The 16,896-nt window shown below is 67.1% G+C and carries 16 protein-coding genes; 6 read left to right on the top strand and 10 right to left on the bottom strand.

Translation table 11 applies throughout. The features are described from left to right. Positions 1-52: 52 nt before the first annotated feature. On the bottom strand, positions 53-1,357 hold the full coding sequence (locus C8271_RS04965) for an MFS transporter (protein ID WP_106506371.1): 1,305 nt from the start codon (positions 1,355-1,357) through the stop codon (positions 53-55). Between the two features lie 79 nt (positions 1,358-1,436). Here C8271_RS04965 and C8271_RS04960 point away from each other — a divergent pair, with 79 nt between their 5' ends. The 3 genes from C8271_RS04960 to C8271_RS04950 are packed head-to-tail and all read left to right on the top strand — an operon-like array spanning position 1,437 to position 4,072. Next, entirely contained in the window at positions 1,437-2,141 is a 705-nt protein-coding gene (locus C8271_RS04960; protein WP_106506370.1) for a winged helix-turn-helix domain-containing protein, read from the top strand. A gap of 10 nt (positions 2,142-2,151) precedes the next feature. Beyond that, the gene (gene dapD / locus C8271_RS04955) at positions 2,152-3,141 is read left to right on the top strand and encodes a 2,3,4,5-tetrahydropyridine-2,6-dicarboxylate N-succinyltransferase (protein ID WP_106506369.1); all 990 of its coding nucleotides are present in this window, start codon (positions 2,152-2,154) and stop codon (positions 3,139-3,141) included. Between the two features lie 55 nt (positions 3,142-3,196). Then, entirely contained in the window at positions 3,197-4,072 is an 876-nt protein-coding gene (locus C8271_RS04950; protein ID WP_425428203.1) for a VldE C-terminal domain-containing protein, read from the top strand. A gap of 104 nt (positions 4,073-4,176) precedes the next feature. Here the strand turns inward: C8271_RS04950 and pflA are convergent, their stop codons facing one another. From pflA to fdxA, 6 genes are all read right to left on the bottom strand, one after another. Then, positions 4,177-5,028 (bottom strand): pyruvate formate-lyase-activating protein, encoded by an 852-nt coding sequence (pflA, locus tag C8271_RS04945; protein WP_106506368.1) that lies wholly within the window; start codon positions 5,026-5,028, stop codon positions 4,177-4,179. A 156-nt stretch (positions 5,029-5,184) separates the two neighbouring features. Further along, positions 5,185-5,469: an autonomous glycyl radical cofactor GrcA2 gene (grcA2, locus tag C8271_RS14280; RefSeq protein ID WP_425428202.1), complete on the bottom strand. Its 285-nt coding sequence runs from the start codon at positions 5,467-5,469 to the stop codon at positions 5,185-5,187. A 17-nt stretch (positions 5,470-5,486) separates the two neighbouring features. Then, the gene (locus C8271_RS04935; RefSeq protein ID WP_106506366.1) at positions 5,487-7,610 is read right to left on the bottom strand and encodes a pyruvate formate lyase family protein; all 2,124 of its coding nucleotides are present in this window, start codon (positions 7,608-7,610) and stop codon (positions 5,487-5,489) included. A gap of 160 nt (positions 7,611-7,770) precedes the next feature. Further along, the gene (locus tag C8271_RS04930) at positions 7,771-9,126 is read right to left on the bottom strand and encodes a citrate synthase (protein WP_106506365.1); all 1,356 of its coding nucleotides are present in this window, start codon (positions 9,124-9,126) and stop codon (positions 7,771-7,773) included. A 35-nt stretch (positions 9,127-9,161) separates the two neighbouring features. Then, positions 9,162-10,466 (bottom strand): succinyldiaminopimelate transaminase, encoded by a 1,305-nt coding sequence (dapC, locus tag C8271_RS04925; RefSeq protein ID WP_106506364.1) that lies wholly within the window; start codon positions 10,464-10,466, stop codon positions 9,162-9,164. Positions 10,467-10,487: 21 nt separating this feature from the next. Further along, the gene (gene fdxA, locus C8271_RS04920) at positions 10,488-10,817 is read right to left on the bottom strand and encodes a ferredoxin (RefSeq protein ID WP_106506363.1); all 330 of its coding nucleotides are present in this window, start codon (positions 10,815-10,817) and stop codon (positions 10,488-10,490) included. Between the two features lie 286 nt (positions 10,818-11,103). Between fdxA and C8271_RS04915 the strand changes: the two genes are divergently transcribed. Further along, positions 11,104-11,400 carry a putative acetyltransferase gene (locus C8271_RS04915; protein ID WP_106506362.1) on the top strand — a complete coding sequence of 99 codons (297 nt, stop codon included), beginning with the start codon at positions 11,104-11,106 and terminating at the stop codon, positions 11,398-11,400. Here C8271_RS04915 and C8271_RS04910 read toward each other — a convergent pair. The 3 genes from C8271_RS04910 to C8271_RS04900 all read right to left on the bottom strand — a co-directional run bounded on the left by C8271_RS04910 (position 11,324) and on the right by C8271_RS04900 (position 14,352). Continuing rightward, positions 11,324-11,797 carry a hypothetical protein gene (locus C8271_RS04910; RefSeq protein WP_245920900.1) on the bottom strand — a complete coding sequence of 158 codons (474 nt, stop codon included), beginning with the start codon at positions 11,795-11,797 and terminating at the stop codon, positions 11,324-11,326. The genes C8271_RS04915 and C8271_RS04910 overlap by 77 nt on opposite strands. A 26-nt stretch (positions 11,798-11,823) precedes the next feature. Beyond that, entirely contained in the window at positions 11,824-13,746 is a 1,923-nt protein-coding gene (gene typA / locus C8271_RS04905) for a translational GTPase TypA (RefSeq protein WP_106506361.1), read from the bottom strand. 237 nt (positions 13,747-13,983) lie between these two features. Beyond that, positions 13,984-14,352 carry a DUF6176 family protein gene (locus tag C8271_RS04900; RefSeq protein WP_106507887.1) on the bottom strand — a complete coding sequence of 123 codons (369 nt, stop codon included), beginning with the start codon at positions 14,350-14,352 and terminating at the stop codon, positions 13,984-13,986. Between the two features lie 295 nt (positions 14,353-14,647). On the opposite strand from C8271_RS04900, the gene pgi reads away from it, so the two are divergent. Both pgi and C8271_RS13945 read left to right on the top strand, forming a co-directional pair. Next, positions 14,648-16,336 carry a glucose-6-phosphate isomerase gene (gene pgi / locus C8271_RS04895; RefSeq protein WP_106506360.1) on the top strand — a complete coding sequence of 563 codons (1,689 nt, stop codon included), beginning with the start codon at positions 14,648-14,650 and terminating at the stop codon, positions 16,334-16,336. 178 nt (positions 16,337-16,514) lie between these two features. Further along, positions 16,515-16,754, top strand: coding sequence for a hypothetical protein (locus tag C8271_RS13945; RefSeq protein ID WP_212591324.1), 240 nt, complete (start codon positions 16,515-16,517; stop codon positions 16,752-16,754). Positions 16,755-16,896: the final 142 nt, after the last annotated feature.

Raw genomic sequence — 16,896 nt, 5'->3', positions numbered from 1 at the left:
GGATGCTCAGCACGGGTCAGCCGACGAGAATCACACACGCTCCCCACGCCACTCAGCGATCCACCGCGCCGGTGGCGGCCAGGTCACCCTGGGCTGGCACGAGCCCTTCACCGCGCGCATAGTCACCCCAGAGCGGAGAGGCCGGGATCCGCCGAGCCTGCCGCCCAGCCGCAAGGACGACCGCACCGAGCGCACACACCGCCGCGAAAGTCGCCAGCGTCGGGACGCGACCGAGGTGGTCGAGGCCGAAGCCTGCGAAGGCCGTCGCCAGCGGCATCAGCCCCATGGCGAGCAGCCCGGTCATCGCCCCCGCGCGCCCCTGCATCTCGTTCGGCGTGATCTGCAGGAAGAAACCCATGACCGCGGCGTTCAGCGGGGCGACGCACAGCCCCGTGCCGGCCCAGAGCGCGCTGATCACCCACATGCTCGAGGCCAGCGGCATGGCGAGGGCGAACCCGGCGACGAGCACCAGGACAATGATCGCCAGCACGCCTGTCGGCACCGTCCTGACTAGCGCAGGCGCGACGAGAGAGCCGATGATGAGGGCGACCGCGAAGGCGGTGGTGAGCAGGCCGATCCGCACCGCGCTCACGCCGTCGGCAGCGAGCGCCAGGGTGAGCGCGAGGAAGGCACCATTGGACCCGGCGTTCGCGAGTGCGGCGGCAAGGGCGATCTGCACCCTGGCCTGCTGCCGGAGCATCCAGCGCCCACCGTCGACGAGGTCGGCGATCGGATGGGCGCGCTCAGTCTCCGCATCGCGCGGGCGATAGTCGCCGTGCATGCCCCAGGTGCACAGCAGGGAGAGGAGATGCCCAACACCCTGCATGACCGCGGGCATCGCGATGTGGACCCCGAGCAGCGCGCCGCCGGCCGGTGCCGTGCCGAGCTCGATCGCCGCGTCACGGCCCTGATTGGCGGACATCGCCGCAGGGAACTGGGACGGATGCGCGAGCCTCTTCAGCATCGCGTCCGAGGCCGAGCCGAGCAGCGCTCCCCGCAGGCGGTCCACCACGGTCAGCGCCGCGAGCACAGCGAGGGAGGCCACCCCGGCGAGAAGGACCGCGACGAGCAGCACCTGGGTGGCAACGCCCAGAGCCCCGCTGAGCATCCTCAGTCGCCGGCGGTCGACGCGGTCAGCGATCACTCCCCCGGGCAGCATCCCGACCAGCAGCGCGGTCGCCCCGCACATCCCGACGATGCCAGCAGCGGAGAGGGACCCGGTCACGGCGAAGGCGATGAGCGGGTAGGCGAACTGCCCGATCCCTGACCCGATCCCGGCAGCAACATCACCGGTGAACCAGAGCAGATATTCACGATTGCGTCGCAGGGGAACCGGGGCGGTCGGCGTGGTCGTCATAGCCAGACCCTAGATGCGCAACACAACTTGCGCAACATGTATTGCGCAACGAATCGCGGGCAGCACCTAGACTCGTGGAATGAGCGAGGACACCCGGCCCGAGAAGACGCGACGTGAGGATCCGACAAACCCGTCGCAAGAGGCGCGGGAATACGCCTCCCGCGACCAATTGCGCGCCATGGCCCATCCCCTGCGCCTGGACATCATGGAGCGGGTCGGCAGGCGCGGCACCGCCCGGGCCGCGGACATCGCCGCCGACCTCGGCATCCCCGCCAACTCGGTCAGCTACCACCTGCGGATCCTGGCCCGCGGCGGCGTGATCACCGAAGCGCCGGAGGCGGCCCGTGACCGCCGCGACCGGGTCTGGCGGCTCGCGCAGAACTCCTACGCGCATGGACGCGAAGGACGCTCCATCAATGACCCGGACTTCGTCGACGAGGACTACGTGAGCGCCTCGGGGGCGATGGCACTGACCGCCTTCGACTGGATGCGCTCCGCCTGGGCGGCCGAGATGGCACGCCATGCAGCGCTGAGCTCCGAGACCCCGTCACGCCGCGGAAATGGCCAGATGTTCGCCACCACACTCCGTCTGGATCACTCGCAGGCCTCCGAACTCAACCGGCGAATCAGCGCGATCGTCGACGAGTACAACCGGCTGAACCGTGACGCGGACGGCGCCTCCGTTCCGGACGACCCGGACTCCGAGGGCACCGCCCATACCTTCCGAGTGATGTACGTCCTCGTGGCGGATCCGTACGACGAGGATCCAGGGTCGGGTTCGTAGAATCACGCTCATGAGCACCGCAGCGACTGAGACCGCGACCACGACCGCCCGCACCGCCTGGGGCATCGGCCTGGCGACGATCGCCGCCGACGGCTCTGTGCTGGACGTGCGATACCCCTCCCCCCAGCTCGGTGAGGCGCCCGCCGATCCGTCGGCCCATCCGCTGCACGCTCAGCTGAGCGCCATGGCCCGCGACGACGACGCCCGCGGCACCCGCCAGGAGGTGCAGGTCGCCGCGATCTCCCTGGACGAGCCGCCTGCCAGCACCGCCGACGCGTACCTGCGACTGCACCTGCTCTCCCACCGCCTCGTGCAGCCCAACGCCCAGAACCTCGACGGGCTCTTCGGGAAGCTCACCAACGTGGTGTGGACCTCCGAGGGTCCCTGCGCCGTGACCGGTTTCGAGGAGACCCGCCTGCGGCTCATCGCTGCGGGTCGTACTCCGACCGTGCTCAGCGTCGACAAGTTCCCGCGCATGGTCGACTACGTGCTGCCCACCGGTGTGCGCATCGGCGATGCTGACCGGGTGCGTCTGGGCGCCCACCTCGCCGAGGGCACCACCGTCATGCATGAGGGCTTCGTGAACTTCAACGCCGGCACGCTCGGTGCATCCATGGTCGAGGGCCGCATCTCCCAGGGCGTCATCGTCGAGGACGGCTCTGACGTGGGCGGGGGCGCTTCCACCATGGGCACCCTCTCGGGCGGCGGCACCGAGCGGGTGCGGATCGGCAAGCGCTCCCTCGTGGGCGCGGAGGCCGGTATCGGCATCGCGCTCGGCGATGACTGCGTGGTCGAGGCGGGCCTGTACATCACCGCCGGCACCAAGGTGACGGTCGTCGGCCAGCAGGGTGAGGACGGCTCCCCCGTCGTCGTGAAGGCGCGCGACCTCTCGGGCGTGTCCAACCTGCTGTTCCGCCGTAACTCGGTGTCTGGCGCCGTCGAAGTGGTCGCCCGCGAGGGTTCCACTGTCGAGCTCAACGCAGCACTGCACGCGAACTGATCCGGTGTCTCCCAAGCGGCGGCGCGCATCCCGGCACCTGGTGATCCCGCTTGTGATGGTGCTGCTGTTCGTGGGCATCGCAGGCGGCTCCTACCTGGCGCTGCGCACCTACGGCTCCCCCGCGCATGAGGGCACGTGCACCGCCACTGGGCTTGGCACGTCACATCGCTACACCACGGACAGGGTCTCCAACGCGGCGCTGATCAGCGCGATCGCGGTGGATCGTGAGTTGCCGCCGCGCGCAGCCTCGATCGCCCTGGCCACCGCCTACCAGGAGTCGCAGCTGCGCAACATCGACTACGGCGACCGCGACTCCCTGGGGCTCTTCCAGCAGCGGCCCAGCCAGGGATGGGGAACCGCAGAGCAGATCATGGATCCCGTCTACTCCACCAACGCGTTCTACGACGCACTGGTGAAAGTCCCCGACTACACGCAGGCAGACATCAACGACGTGGCCCAGAAGGTGCAGCGCAGCGGCCACCCCGAGGCCTACCGCGATCACGAGACGGAGGGACGCCTATACGCCTCCGCCCTCACCGGGCAGTCGGGACCGAACCTCGTGTGCACTCTGAATCCGGTGGGCGGAACCGTCTCACCCGTGACTCTGCGCGACGAGGTCGCACGCCAGTTCCCACGCCTGAGTGAGAACGGGACGATCAGCACCTCCCTGGTCGACGTATCCCAGGCGGCGCCTCAGGCGCAGTCCGGCGCGGGCGCCACCGCCGTGCGGATCGACACCAGCGGTGATGAGACCCTTGGCTGGGCGCTCGCGAACTGGGCGGTGGCCCGCGCTGCCGAGGACGGCGTCATCCAGGTGTCGTACCAGGGCAGGTACTGGGACCGGGCCGCACGCGGAAAACAGGCCGACTCCTGGGGGCAGGCCACCGGTGGCGATGCCAACCACGTCATTGTGGTCGTCGCCGGCCAGTAAACAGCCCAGTCACGCCCTGCGGCACCGGCCCCCGGTGTTGTGCTCAGACGCCGATGACGCCGATGGGTGTCCTGCAGGCTTAGCCGTGACCCGTCGGCCGTCGGTCAGTGCACCTCGAAGCCGCGGGTGCGGAACTGGGAGCGGACACGCTCAACGACGTCGTTCGACGGCGGCTGGACGTCGCGCAGCTTGTAGTCCATGCCGAGCTGATCCCACTTGTCCTGCCCCATGTTGTGGAAGGGCAGTACCTCAACACGCTGGATGATGTTCCGCCAGCGCTCCAGGATGTCCGCGATCGCCTCGACATTGGCTTCGTCGTCGGTCCACCCGGGCACCACCACGAAACGGATCCAGGTGTCGATGCCCTTCTGTGACAAACGGTCACCGAAGTCGATCGTCGGCTTGAGTGGCCGGCCCGTGAGTTTCTTGTACACCTCCGGGATGCCGCTCTTGACGTCCAGCAGCACCAGATCCACGTTCTCCAGGAAAGAGTCCGTGGCGGCGGCGCCCAGGAATCCGGATGTGTCGATCGCGGTATGGATGCCCATCTCCTTGGCAGCGATCAGGACACGCTTGGCGAAGGCCGGCTGCATGAGCACCTCACCGCCGGAGAGAGTGATGCCACCACCGGATGCCTGGAACACGCGGCGGTAGCGCTTCACGCGCTCCACGATCTCGTCGAGCGTGACGTCCTGGCCGCGGCGCATCTCCATCGTGTCCGGGTTGTGGCAGTACACGCAGCGCAAGGGACAACCGGAGAAGAAGATCGTCATGCGCGTGCCGGGGCCATCCACCGCGGTGACCAGCTCCCATGAGTGCACGGAGGCCAGGGATCCCTCGCGGATGGCCTTGAGCCGGTCGGAGCGCTCCAGCTCAGCCTCGGCCATCCCTTCGATGCCGGCGCCAAGACGGCGGTCGGTGGGCATCCCCAAGTTCAGGAAGGTCGTCTCGGGCATGGGCACTCCTCAGGTTGGAACTGCAGGATCAGGCGGAGGACGCAGCGGGCGCAGCTGCTGCGTGAGGAGCCCCGTCGGCACACTGTCACGGGGCCACGAACGCGGCGCCGGACGGGGATGACCCGCCCGGCGCCGCGTTCAGAGCTGAGCGGATGCTCAGGCGCTCTGGTGGAACGTGCGGTCGAGCACGTCCAGCTGCTGCTCACGGGTGAGCTTCACGAAGTTCACCGCGTAGCCGGACACACGAACGGTGAGGTTCGGGTAGTTCTCCGGGTTCTCCATCGCGTCCAGCAGGGTGTCCTTGTTCAGAACATTGATGTTGGCGTGGTAGAGACCGGACTCCATGTTGTTGCAGGCGCGGTTGGCCTTCATGGACTCGAGACGCTCATTGAAGGTCTTGGTGGACATGTGATTCTCCTTCTGGACGGTGGTCGTGGGGATGGTCGTGGAGTGGACGCTCAGGCCTCTGCCTGCTCGTCCATGATGAACCCGGCGTCGAGGATGCCGACCAGGTTCTTGACCTGCTCATCCTTGGTGCGTCCGAGTCCCTGCGGGGTGATGGTGTTGGTCAGCGAGATGCCGTCGAGCGCGTCGTTGTAGTCGAGCTTGCCCACCGACAGCATCGAGGCCACCATGCCGTGGCTGTCCATGCCGTTTTCCGGGTTCGCGCCGGGAGCGAAGGGGGTTCCCTTCTGGTGGCCCGACGGGAAGGAGCCGGTGGCCTTGCCGTACACGACGTTCGAGGTGATGGTGAGCACCGACTGGGTCGGGATCGCATCCCGGTACAGCGGGATCTCCTTGATCTTGCTCATCACCGTGTGCACGACGGTAGCGGCGATGTCGTCAGCGCGATCGTCGTCGTTGCCGTACACCGGGAAGTCACCCTCGGTGATGTAGTCGACCACGAGGCCGGTCTCATCACGCACGGGAGTGACCTTGGCGTACTTGATGGCAGACAGCGAGTCCGCCACGATCGACAGGCCCGCGATGCCGCAGCCCATGGTGCGCACGATCTCCGAGTCGTGCAGCGCCATCTCGATGGACTCGTAGGCGTAGCGGTCGTGGCAGTAGTGGATGATGTTCAGCGCCTCGACGTAGGTGCCCACCACCCAGTCGAGCATCTCCTCGTACTTCTGCCAGACCTCGTCGAAGTCCAGCGGACCGTCGCCTGCGATCGGCTCGAACAGTCCGGGCTCGGTGACCTGCTTGCCGCTCATCTCGTCGCGGCCGCCGTTGATGGCGTAGAGCAGTGACTTCGCGGCATTCACACGAGCGCCGAAGAACTGCATCTGCTTGCCGACCTTCATCGGGGAGACGCAGCAGGCGATCGCGGCGTCGTCACCCCAGCGCTCGCGGATCTGCTTGTCGGACTCGTACTGCACCGAGGAGGTCTCAATCGAGATCGCGGAGCAGAAGTCCTTGTATCCCTGGGGCAGGGCCGGATCCCAGAACAGGGTGATGTTCGGCTCGGGGGCCGGCCCCAGGTTGCGCAGGGTCTGCAGCAGACGGAACGAGGTCTTGGTGACCAGGGTGCGGCCATCCTCGCCCATGCCGCCGTCGGACCAGGTCGCCCAGTACGGGTCGCCGGAGAAGATCTGGTCGTAATCGATGGTGCGCAGGAAGCGGACGATACGCAGCTTGATGACGATCGCATCGATCATCTCCTGCGCGTCGGTCTCGGTGATGAGGCCGGCCTTCAGATCGCGCTCGAAGTAGACATCCAGGAAGGCCGAGAGGCGGCCCAGCGACATGGCGGCGCCGTCCTGGCTCTTCACCGAGGCAAGGTATGCCATGTAGGTCCACTGCACGGCCTCGTGAGCGTTGCGCGCCGGACGGGTGAGATCGAGGTTGTACAGCTCACCCAGGTGCACGAGCTTCTTCAGCGCCTTGATCTGCTCGGCGTGCTCCTCGCGGTAGCGCGCCCAGTGCTCGCTGAACGGCTTGTCAGCCACAGCGTCCTTCGCGGCCTGCTTCTGCTTGATCAGGAAGTCCGCGCCGTACAGCGCCAGACGACGGTAGTCGCCAATGATGCGGCCGCGGCCGTAGGCATCCGGCAGGCCGGTGATGATGTGGCTCGAGCGGGCGGCGCGGATGCGCGGGGTGTAGATGTCGAAGACCGCATCGTTATGGGTCTTGCGGTACCGGGTGAAGATCTTCTTGATGTCCGGATCCGGCTCCTTGCCGGCCTCCTTGATCGCGGTCTCCACCATGCGCCAGCCGCCGTTGGGCATCATGGCGCGCTTGAGGGGGACGTCGGTCTGCAGACCGACGATCACGTCATCCTCCGGGCAGATGTAGCCGGCCGGGAACGCATCGATGTCAGCGGGAGTTTCGGTGTCGACATCGAATACGCGACGGCGACGCTCCTCGGAGAGGTAGTTCTTCTCCAGGTGGTCCCACACCTTCAGGGTCTTCTCGGTGGGGCCGGCCAGGAACGACGCATCACCCTCGTACGGCGTGTAGTTACGCAGGATGAAGTCGCGTACGTCGATGTCCTCCTGCCACGGGCCGGGCTCGAAGCCCTTCCAGGCGTCGCTCTCAGGGGTCTCTGCGGCTGGACGGTCGGTGGTGGCGGACGTCATAGGGTGCCTCCTCGCGAATACCGGAGGGCGATCGGGACTTCAACCCTCCGCGGTTGACTCCAGCCTACGACCCCCTCTCACACCCGCCTGGGCCAAGGTCCCGGAAAAGGTCCCTTGACGTGCGAGGTCCCTCACATGTGAGCTGCGACGCGCCGGCTTGTCAGCCCTCCCGGCGCGTGATCTCCTCCTGCAGCTGCGCCAGACGCAGCTCGCTGGTGCCGGTGCGGCCCTCCATGGCGACGTACTCGCGCTCTCCCTCGCCGGTGTAGATCTGGCGCGGACGCCCGATCTTGGTGTCCGGGTCGTGGATCATCTCTTGCCACTGGGCGATCCACCCGGGCAGACGGCCGATCGCGAACAGCACCGTGAACATGTGCGTGGGGAAGCCCATCGCCTTGTAGATGATCCCGGTGTAGAAGTCGACGTTGGGGTACAGCTTGCGCTCGACGAAGTAGTCGTCCTGCAGGGCGATCTCTTCGAGCTGCATGGCCAGCTCGAGACGCTCGTCGTGGATGCCCAGACGCTCCAGCACGATGTCCACGATGGACTTTACGATGCGGGCGCGAGGGTCGTAGTTCTTGTACACCCGGTGGCCGAAGCCCATGAGCCGGATGCCGTCCTCCTTGCGCTTGACCTTCTCCATGTAGTCACGAGGGTCGATCTTCTCGTCGCGGATGAAGTTCAGCATCTCCATCACGGCGGCGTTCGCGCCGCCGTGCGCGGGCCCGGACAGCGCACCGATGCCCGCGGAGACGGAGGTGAACAGGTTTGCCTGCGCGGATCCGACCAGACGCACGGCAGAGGTGGAGCAGTTCTGCTCGTGATCAGCATGCAGGATCAGTAGCTGCTCCATAGCGCGCACGAGCACGGGATCGGCGATGTACTCCTCGACGGGCAGCCCGAAGGTCAGGCGCAGGAAGTTCTCGATCAGCGAGAGCCGGTTGTCGGGGTACAGCAGCGCGTGGCCCTGCGAGATGCGGTGGGCATACGCGGCCATCGTGGGGACCTTCGCGAGCAGGCGCACGGAGGAGAGCCGGACCTGCTCCTCGTCGAAGGGATCCAGCGAGTCCTGGTAGAAGGTCGACAGCGCGGAGACACCGGCCTGCAGCACAGCCATCGGATGCGCGTCACGCGGGTAGCCGTCGAACAAACGCTTGAAGCGTTCATCCAGCAGTGTGCGGCGCTCGACCTGGGCGCAGAAGTTGTCGAGCTGACCGCGGGTGGGCAGCTCGCCGTGGATCAGCAGATAGGCGGTCTCCAGGTAGGTGGACTTCTCCGCGAGCTGCTCGATCGGGTAGCCGCGATAGCGCAGAATCCCAGCGTCACCATCGATGTAGGTGATCTGCGACATGGTGTTCGCGGTGTTCATGAAGCCGGGGTCGTAGGTGACGGCTCCGGTCTTCTGGCGCAGGGGCGCCACGGAGATCCCGGGGTTCCCCTCGACCGCGGGAATGGTCTCCAGCTCGATGTCCTGCTCGCCGTAGCCGAGTCGTGCGGTGTTGGGCGCGTGATCCATGGGCTCTCCGTTGCGCTGGGTGAGGATCGACAGGGTCAGAGGCGGTGCAGACGCTCGGCAGCGGCCGCGATCCGCTCGTCGGTGGCCGTCAGAGCGATCCGGACGAACGTCCCGCCCGGACCACCATAGAACACTCCGGGCGCTACCAGGATTCCAGCCTCGGCCAAACGCGCGACGCTCTCCAGAGCGTCCTCGCCAAAGGTGGTCCACAGGTACAGGCCCGCCTGCGACCCATGGATCCGCCCACCGGCCGCCTCGACGGCAGGAGCGAGCACCTCACGGCGGGCGCGGTATCGCTCATGCTGGTGGCGAACCGCGTCGTCATCGCCGAGCGCGACAGTCATCGCGTGCTGCACGGGGCCCGGCAGCATCATCCCGGCCTGCTTGCGCACCGCCAGCAACTCGCCGATCAGCTCCGGGTCACCAGCCACGAACGCGGCTCGATAGCCGGCAAGATTGGACTGCTTGGACAGGGAGTACACGCACAGCAGGCCGTCGAGGCGGCCACCGTTCACGCGCGCATCGAGCACCGACGGAACCTCATCCACCGTCCACGGCAGCAGGGCATAGCACTCATCGGAGGCGATCACAATGCCGCGCGAGCGCGCCCAGGTCACCAGCGCAGCGAGAGTATCAGCGTCGAGCACCTCGCCGGTGGGGTTGGACGGGGAGTTCAGCCAGAGCAGACGCACACGATCCGGGTCAGCACCAGCCGCGGAGACGGCCTCGTCACCGTGCGCAGCGAGCTCGCGCGGATCCAAGCCCACAGCATGAGCGCCCACCAGTCGCGCACCCATGTCGTAGGTCGGGTAGGCAACGGCGGGATGCACGATGACCTCGCCCGCTCGGATGCCGAGCTGGAAGGGCAGGTGCGCCACGAGTTCCTTCGACCCGATGGTGGGCAGCACAGCGGCGCGATCCACCGCCGGGATGGCTCCGCGGCGCCGACGGGTGAAGTCGACGATGGCATCACGCAGCTCGTCGGTTCCCTGGGTTGTGGGGTACCCGGGGCTGTTCGACGCTTCGGCGAGTGCGCGCTGCACCGCCTCAGGCGTGGGATCCACGGGGGTGCCGACAGACAGGTCAACGATGCCGTCGGAGTGAGCGGCGGCCGTGGCGCGCGCCTGCGTGAGCGCATCCCAGGGGAACGCCGGGAGGGTCCCGGCCAGGGAGCGGCGCGCCTGCGCAGACGCTGTGCGCACATCGGCTGCCTGCGCATCGGTTGCGTGCGCGATTGTCCCCTGCTCAGCGGCTGCCTGTGTGCGGGGCGCTTTCGTGGTGGCTGGCTGCGCAGTGGGCACGTCGTGTGCGGCGCTGTCCTCGTGCGGGGCGGTGGTCATCGATTCACCGGCTCCGGAGGCTCAGGCCAGCGGGTTCGGCTGCGGCGGCAGGGCCTCGACGATCGGATGGTCCTTATCGATCACGCCCATCTTCGCGGCGCCGCCCGGTGCACCCAGATCATCGAAGAACTCGACATTTGCCTTGTAGTACTCAGCCCACTGATCGGGGGTGTCGTCCTCGTAGAAGATCGCCTCGACGGGGCAGACCGGCTCGCAGGCGCCGCAGTCCACGCACTCGTCCGGCTGGATGTACAGCATCCGGTTGCCCTCGTAGATGCAGTCGACGGGGCATTCGTCCACGCACGCCCGGTCCTTGACGTCGACACAGGGCAGAGCGATGACGTAGGTCATGAAGGGTCCTTCCGATGCGGTGGGGCCGCGCCATCATCTCACCGTCCCCGGGGCACAGGCCAACCCCTCGGCCGTCGTGTCGCCGAGACCTCATTGCGGCGCCTCGACCAACCGTCCGTCTGCCGCCGTCGCTATTCTCGCCCGCAGGCTGGACGCCACGACGACGCCTGTCGCGATGCGTCAGCGGAGGCGAGGTGGCCGGGGAACGCACAGTCGAAGGACGTGCGCCTATCGCGGTGCGTCATCGGAGGCGAGGTGGCCTGCGATCGCGCAGTAGCCTCAGCGCATGACCAGTACTCCCCCGGACAGGCAGGCTGAGAGCGGACCGGGCTTCGCGCGATTCCTCGACGTCGGGCGACGCGTCGTGCTGCGCTACCGGATCGATCGGGCCAGCTCACCGCACGGCGAAGGCACCACGGACGCGCTGGGCACCGTGGTCGCCACGGACGCACGGACGGTCACCGTCATGACACGGCGCGGCGAAGACGTGGTTGCCCGCAGCGCCGTCATCGCTGCGAAGGAGGTTCCGCCACCGCCGACGAGGCCGGGGCGCGATCCGCGCCTGCCCGGCGGCTCGCCCTGACCCGTCGGCGCCGACCCAGCGACACGACGGCGACCGCAGCGAACGGAATACCGATGCCCAGCAGCTGCACCACCCATCCGCTGTACTGCACCTGACCGGCGATCTCCGCAGGTAGCAGCACGCCTCCGCCAGCACCCCGCGCCAGGAAGGGCAGCGCGAACGGACCCCACAGGGACCCCATCAGCAGCAGCGGTAACCTCGCCCCCGTTGAGGCGTAGGCGAACACGCAGCAGACCACCTGGAACACCGCCCCGAAGAGCAGGCCGACGGGCCAGTCCACTCCCCCGAGCTCCACGCGCACACGATGCGTCGTGATCATCAGCAGGGCCGCCAGGATGCTGAGCACGACTGCTTGCGTCACCTGCGCCATCCGCGCGGTGACAGACGTGGTGTCCACCGTCCGCGGCGGACCGGGGCGCCACCTCACGCAGACGCCTTCGCGCGCGACCTGGCCTTGGCGCGCTCCTGCTGGTCGAGGATCACCTTGCGGATCCGCACGATCTCGGGGGTGACCTCCACGCACTCGTCTTCAGCCGTGAACTCGAGCGACTCCTCGAGCGTGAGCTTCCGCGGCGGGATCAGGTTCTCGAAGGCGTCGGCCGTTGCCGAGCGCATGTTCGTCAGCTTCTTCTCCTTGGTGATGTTGACGTCCATGTCCTCGTGGCGGCTGTTCTCTCCGACGACCTGGCCCTCATACACCTCCGAGGTGGGCTCGACGAAGAACGAGCCACGCTCTTGCAGGTTGATCATCGCGTACGGGGTGACGGACCCGGCGCGGTCGGCGACGAGCGATCCGGTGCTGCGGAATTCGATGGGGCCCATCCACGGGGCGTAGCCGTCGGCGTAGGAGGAGGCGATGCCGTTGCCGCGTGTCTCGGTCATGAACCGGGTGCGGAAGCCGATCAGGCCACGGGAGGGCACCACGAACTCCATACGCACCCAGCCGGAGCCGTGATTGCTCATCGTGTCCATGCGGCCCTTGCGGGAGGCCATCAGCTGGGTGACGGTGCCGAGGTATTCCTCAGGCACGTCCACGGTCATGCGCTCGACGGGCTCCTGCACGACGCCGTCGATCTCGCGGGTGAGCACGGTGGGTTTGCCGACGGTCAGCTCGAAGCCCTCCCGGCGCATCTGTTCCACCAGGATGGCGAGCGCCAGCTCGCCGCGGCCCTGCACCTCCCAGGCATCGGGGCGATCCGTGGGCAGAACACGCAGCGACACATTGCCCACAAGCTCGGAATCCAGGCGGTCCTTCACCTGGCGGGCAGTGAGTTTATGGCCCTTGCCGTTCTTGCCCGCAAGCGGGGAGGTGTTGATCCCGATGGTCATGGCGATCGCTGGCTCATCCACGGTGATCAGGGGCAGCGGGCGCGGATCGTTCACGTCCGCGAGGGTCTCGCCGATCATGATCTCGGGAATGCCAGCCACCGCGACGATGTCGCCGGGACGGGCTGGACGAGTCATGGGCTCACGGCTGAGCCCCTTGGTCTCCAGCAGCTCGGTGACCTTCACCGTCTTCGTCTCACCGTGCTGGGTGCACCAGGCGACCTGCTGGCCCTTGGTGAGCTCACCGCTCTTGATGCGCAGCAGCGCGATGCGGCCCAGGAACGGTGAGGCGTCGAGGTTCGTCACATGTGCCTGCAGTGGGATCTCGTCGTCGTAGCTCGGCGCGGGAATCGACTCGAGGATCGTCTTGAACAGTGCTTCAACCGTGGTCTCCTCCGGCAAGGTGCCGTCGGCCGGCTTGGTCAGCGAGGCGCGGCCGGCCTTCCCGGAGGCGTAGACCACGGGCACGTCGAGCACGGCGTCGATGTCGATATCGGGCACCTCCTCCGCAAGGTCCGAGGCGAGCCCCAGCAGCAGATCGGTGGACTCGGAGACGACCTCGTCGATGCGTGCGTCGGGGCGGTCCACCTTGTTGACCACGAGGATGACGGGCAAGTTCGCGGCGAGTGCCTTGCGCAGCACGAAGCGGGTCTGCGGCAGCGGCCCTTCGGAGGCGTCCACGAGCAACACGACGCCATCGACCATGGACAGGCCGCGTTCCACCTCGCCGCCGAAATCGGCGTGGCCGGGCGTATCGATCACGTTGATGGTGAGTCCGTCGGGCTCGCCCACGGCGGCGGCCGTCGGCCCCGTGTATCGGATCGCGGTGTTCTTCGCGAGGATCGTGATGCCCTTCTCGCGCTCAAGCTCACCGGAATCCATCGCCCGCTCGTCGTGTTTGTCGTGGTCACCGAAGGCGCCACCCTGCGTGAGCATGGCGTCCACGAGCGTGGTCTTTCCGTGATCGACGTGGGCGACGATGGCGACGTTACGGAGGTCAGAGCGGTGGCGGAGGGTCATACGGACTGGCTCGTTTCGGATTGCGTGACGGGGTCGAGGTCCGTGGCAGCGCCTGGCCGCACGTCGAGCATGCGGCACGCTCCCGGGGCCCGGTGGAGTCTATCGCCGCAGGGCCCGCTCCCCGCGGAGATCTTCACCACTGGCAACTTGGCGCGCCGGGCCCTGTGCGCGACCCGGTCTGGTGCCGCCCCAGAGGCGATTCGGGCGAGAGCGATTCGCACCTCAGCCCTCAGTACTTCACGGCGCGTCACCGGTAAGCGGTTTCATGGCGGCCGCAACCCGCTCGGGGAGCATGAACACTCGGCTCGTGAGGTCCTGAGGCGGGAAGCTGTCGTCGATGCACTCCCGCCAGAACTCGACATGCTTCTCGTCCAGCCAGTGCTGGGATTCCGTCACGTCAACGCGGCCGCCCTCGCCTTGCACGCTGTACCAGTAGAGGTAATCGACACCGTCTATCGTTTCGGAGAAGATCGTCTCAACGTACATCTGCTCCGGTTCCAGCGTTTCTCGCAGCGCGTCAGGGTGGTCGTTGAGGAACTGCATCCACTCATCGACTCGTTCGGTCTTTCCCTCGCGCACGCGAAATCGTGCCAGTTCGATCCTCATGCACGCATTGTGCCAGCAGTGATCGAGACCCCTTCCCACGAACGGTCCTCTCGGGCCAGCGCCGGTGCGACCACACGCACTTGGTCGCCGGCTTGGAGACGAGGCGGAAGAAGCGTCATGAGCGGGACCCTACCCACAACGCCCGGGGAAGCGCCGCGAACCGATCGGCTGCTACAGAGCCGATGAAGAGGCGGTGCGATGGCTCAGAGAAGAGAAGAGCACGGTCGAGGGCACCACGAAGATCCGCAAAGACTCCGACCTGCCGCAGGTCCGTCATAGGGGACACAATGGAGTCATGACCTCATCTGAGCACCCCCTGACCGCCCCCGATCCCACTGAGACCGCCGCCTGGCAGGCGCTCGAGGCGCACGACGAGCAACTGGACGGTTCTCTGCGCGAGTGGTTCGCTGAGGACCCCGAGCGCGCGGCACGCTTCACCCACACGGCCGCCGACCTGCACGTGGACCTCTCCAAGAACCTCGTGACCGCCGAGACCGTCGGCCTGCTGCTGGACCTTGCGCGCGAGACCGGTGTTGAGCAACGCCGCGATGCCATGTTCGCCGGCGCCCATATCAACACCACCGAAGATCGCGCCGTTCTGCACACCGCGCTGCGTCGGCCGCGGGGTGCATCCCCCGCCCTCGAGGTGGATGGTCAGCAGATCGACGCCGACGTGCACGAGACCCTCGAGCGCGTTGCGGCGTTCGCCCGGAAGGTCCGCTCCGGCGAGTGGCGCGGCGTGACCGGCAAGCGCATCGAGACCGTGGTCAACGTGGGCATCGGCGGCAGCGACCTGGGCCCCGTCATGGTGTACGAGGCACTGAAGCCGCTGACCCAGGACGGTCTCGAGGCCCGTTTCATCTCGAATATCGATCCGACCGACGCGTACGCCACGACAGCAGATCTCGACCCCGAGACCACCCTGGTGATCGTCGCCTCGAAGACGTTCACCACGCTCGAGACGATCACCAACGCACGTCTGGTGCGCGCGTGGCTGCTGGATGGCCTGCGCGAGCGCGGCCTCACCGAGGAGCAGGAGAAGGCGGCTGTCGCCAAGCACTTCGTGGCCGTCTCCACGGCACTGGACAAGGTCGCTGAGTTCGGCATCGACCCGGACAACGCCTTCGGCTTCTGGAACTGGGTGGGTGGCCGCTACAGCGTCGACTCCGCGATCGGCACGGTGCTCGCCACCGTGCTGGGCCCGGATGTGTTCGACGAACTGCTGGCCGGTTTCCATGCGATGGATGAGCATTTCCGCACCGCGCCTCTGGAGAGCAACGTGCCGGTGCTGATGGGCATGCTCAATGTGTGGAACGTGAACTTCCTGGAGGCGGAGACCCATGCGGTGCTGCCCTACTCGCAGTACCTGCATCGTTTCCCTGCCTACCTGCAGCAGCTGACGATGGAGTCCAACGGTAAGTCGGTGCGCTGGGACGGCTCCACCGTGACCTGCGAAACCGGCGAGGTGTTCTGGGGCGAGCCCGGGACCAACGGCCAGCATGCCTTCTACCAGCTGCTGCACCAGGGCACCCGGATCGTGCCGGCGGACTTCATCGCCTTCGCCACCCCGAACCATGCGCTGCGTGACGGCGACCAGGACGTGCACGAGCTGTTCCTGGCGAATTTCTTCGCGCAGACGAAGGCGCTCGCCTTCGGCAAGACTGCCGACGAGGTCCGGGCCGAGGGCACCGAGGGTGCGCTGGTGGCGGCCCGCCAGTTCTCCGGTGATCGGCCGACCACGTCGATCATGGCGCCGAAGCTGACCGCTTCCGTGCTGGGCCAGCTGATCGCGCTGTACGAGCACATCACCTTCGTGCAGGGCGTGGTGTGGGGCATCAACTCCTTCGATCAGTGGGGCGTGGAGCTCGGCAAGCAGCTCGCGAAGAACCTCGCTCCTGCGGTGGCCGGCGACGAGCAGGCGATCGCCGCGGAGGACTCCTCCACCGCGAGCCTGATCCGCTACTACCGCGAGCATCGCGGCTGAGCCGCGGGCCTACGAGGCCCTGTCGAGCGCGGCGCCCGCCTGTCCGCAGGCTACGCGAGCGGCGACCACCGAGACGCGACCGTAACGATCACGGTCGCGTCTCGTCTGCTCACCCGCCCCGGCGGCTGCGAACATCTGGGCGAGTCTTCAACACTGACCACGTCCTGAGGAGGGAGACATGGAGAACCTGATGCTGGCCGTGATACCGGTGATCACGATCGCCATCGTGCTGCTGATCGTGGTGGGCGTGCTGCTGCGCTCCTACCGCGTAGCAGCACCGAACGAAGCGCTGATCATCACCGGGCGCAACGCCAAGAACAGCGGCGACATCGATCTCGAGTCCGGTGGCAGCCGCAGAGCTGACACAAGTCGTCGGGATGAACCGGGCAGCACAGAAACACCGCTTGCTCCGCGCTGACGTGCTGGCCCATGCTGGCCAGTCCGAGGCCGTCGAAGCGGCAGAACGTGGTCAGAGCAGGCGACGTGAAGCTTGCGTTTTCCACAACGGGGTCTTTGGCGATGACTGTGCGAGGTATTCCATCATTAAAGGACCTTGACCT

This window comes from Brachybacterium timonense, from assembly GCF_900258505.1.
GTDB classification, from domain to species: Bacteria; Actinomycetota; Actinomycetes; order Actinomycetales; family Dermabacteraceae; genus Brachybacterium; species Brachybacterium timonense.
This window is presented reverse-complemented; position numbering and strand designations above follow the sequence as displayed.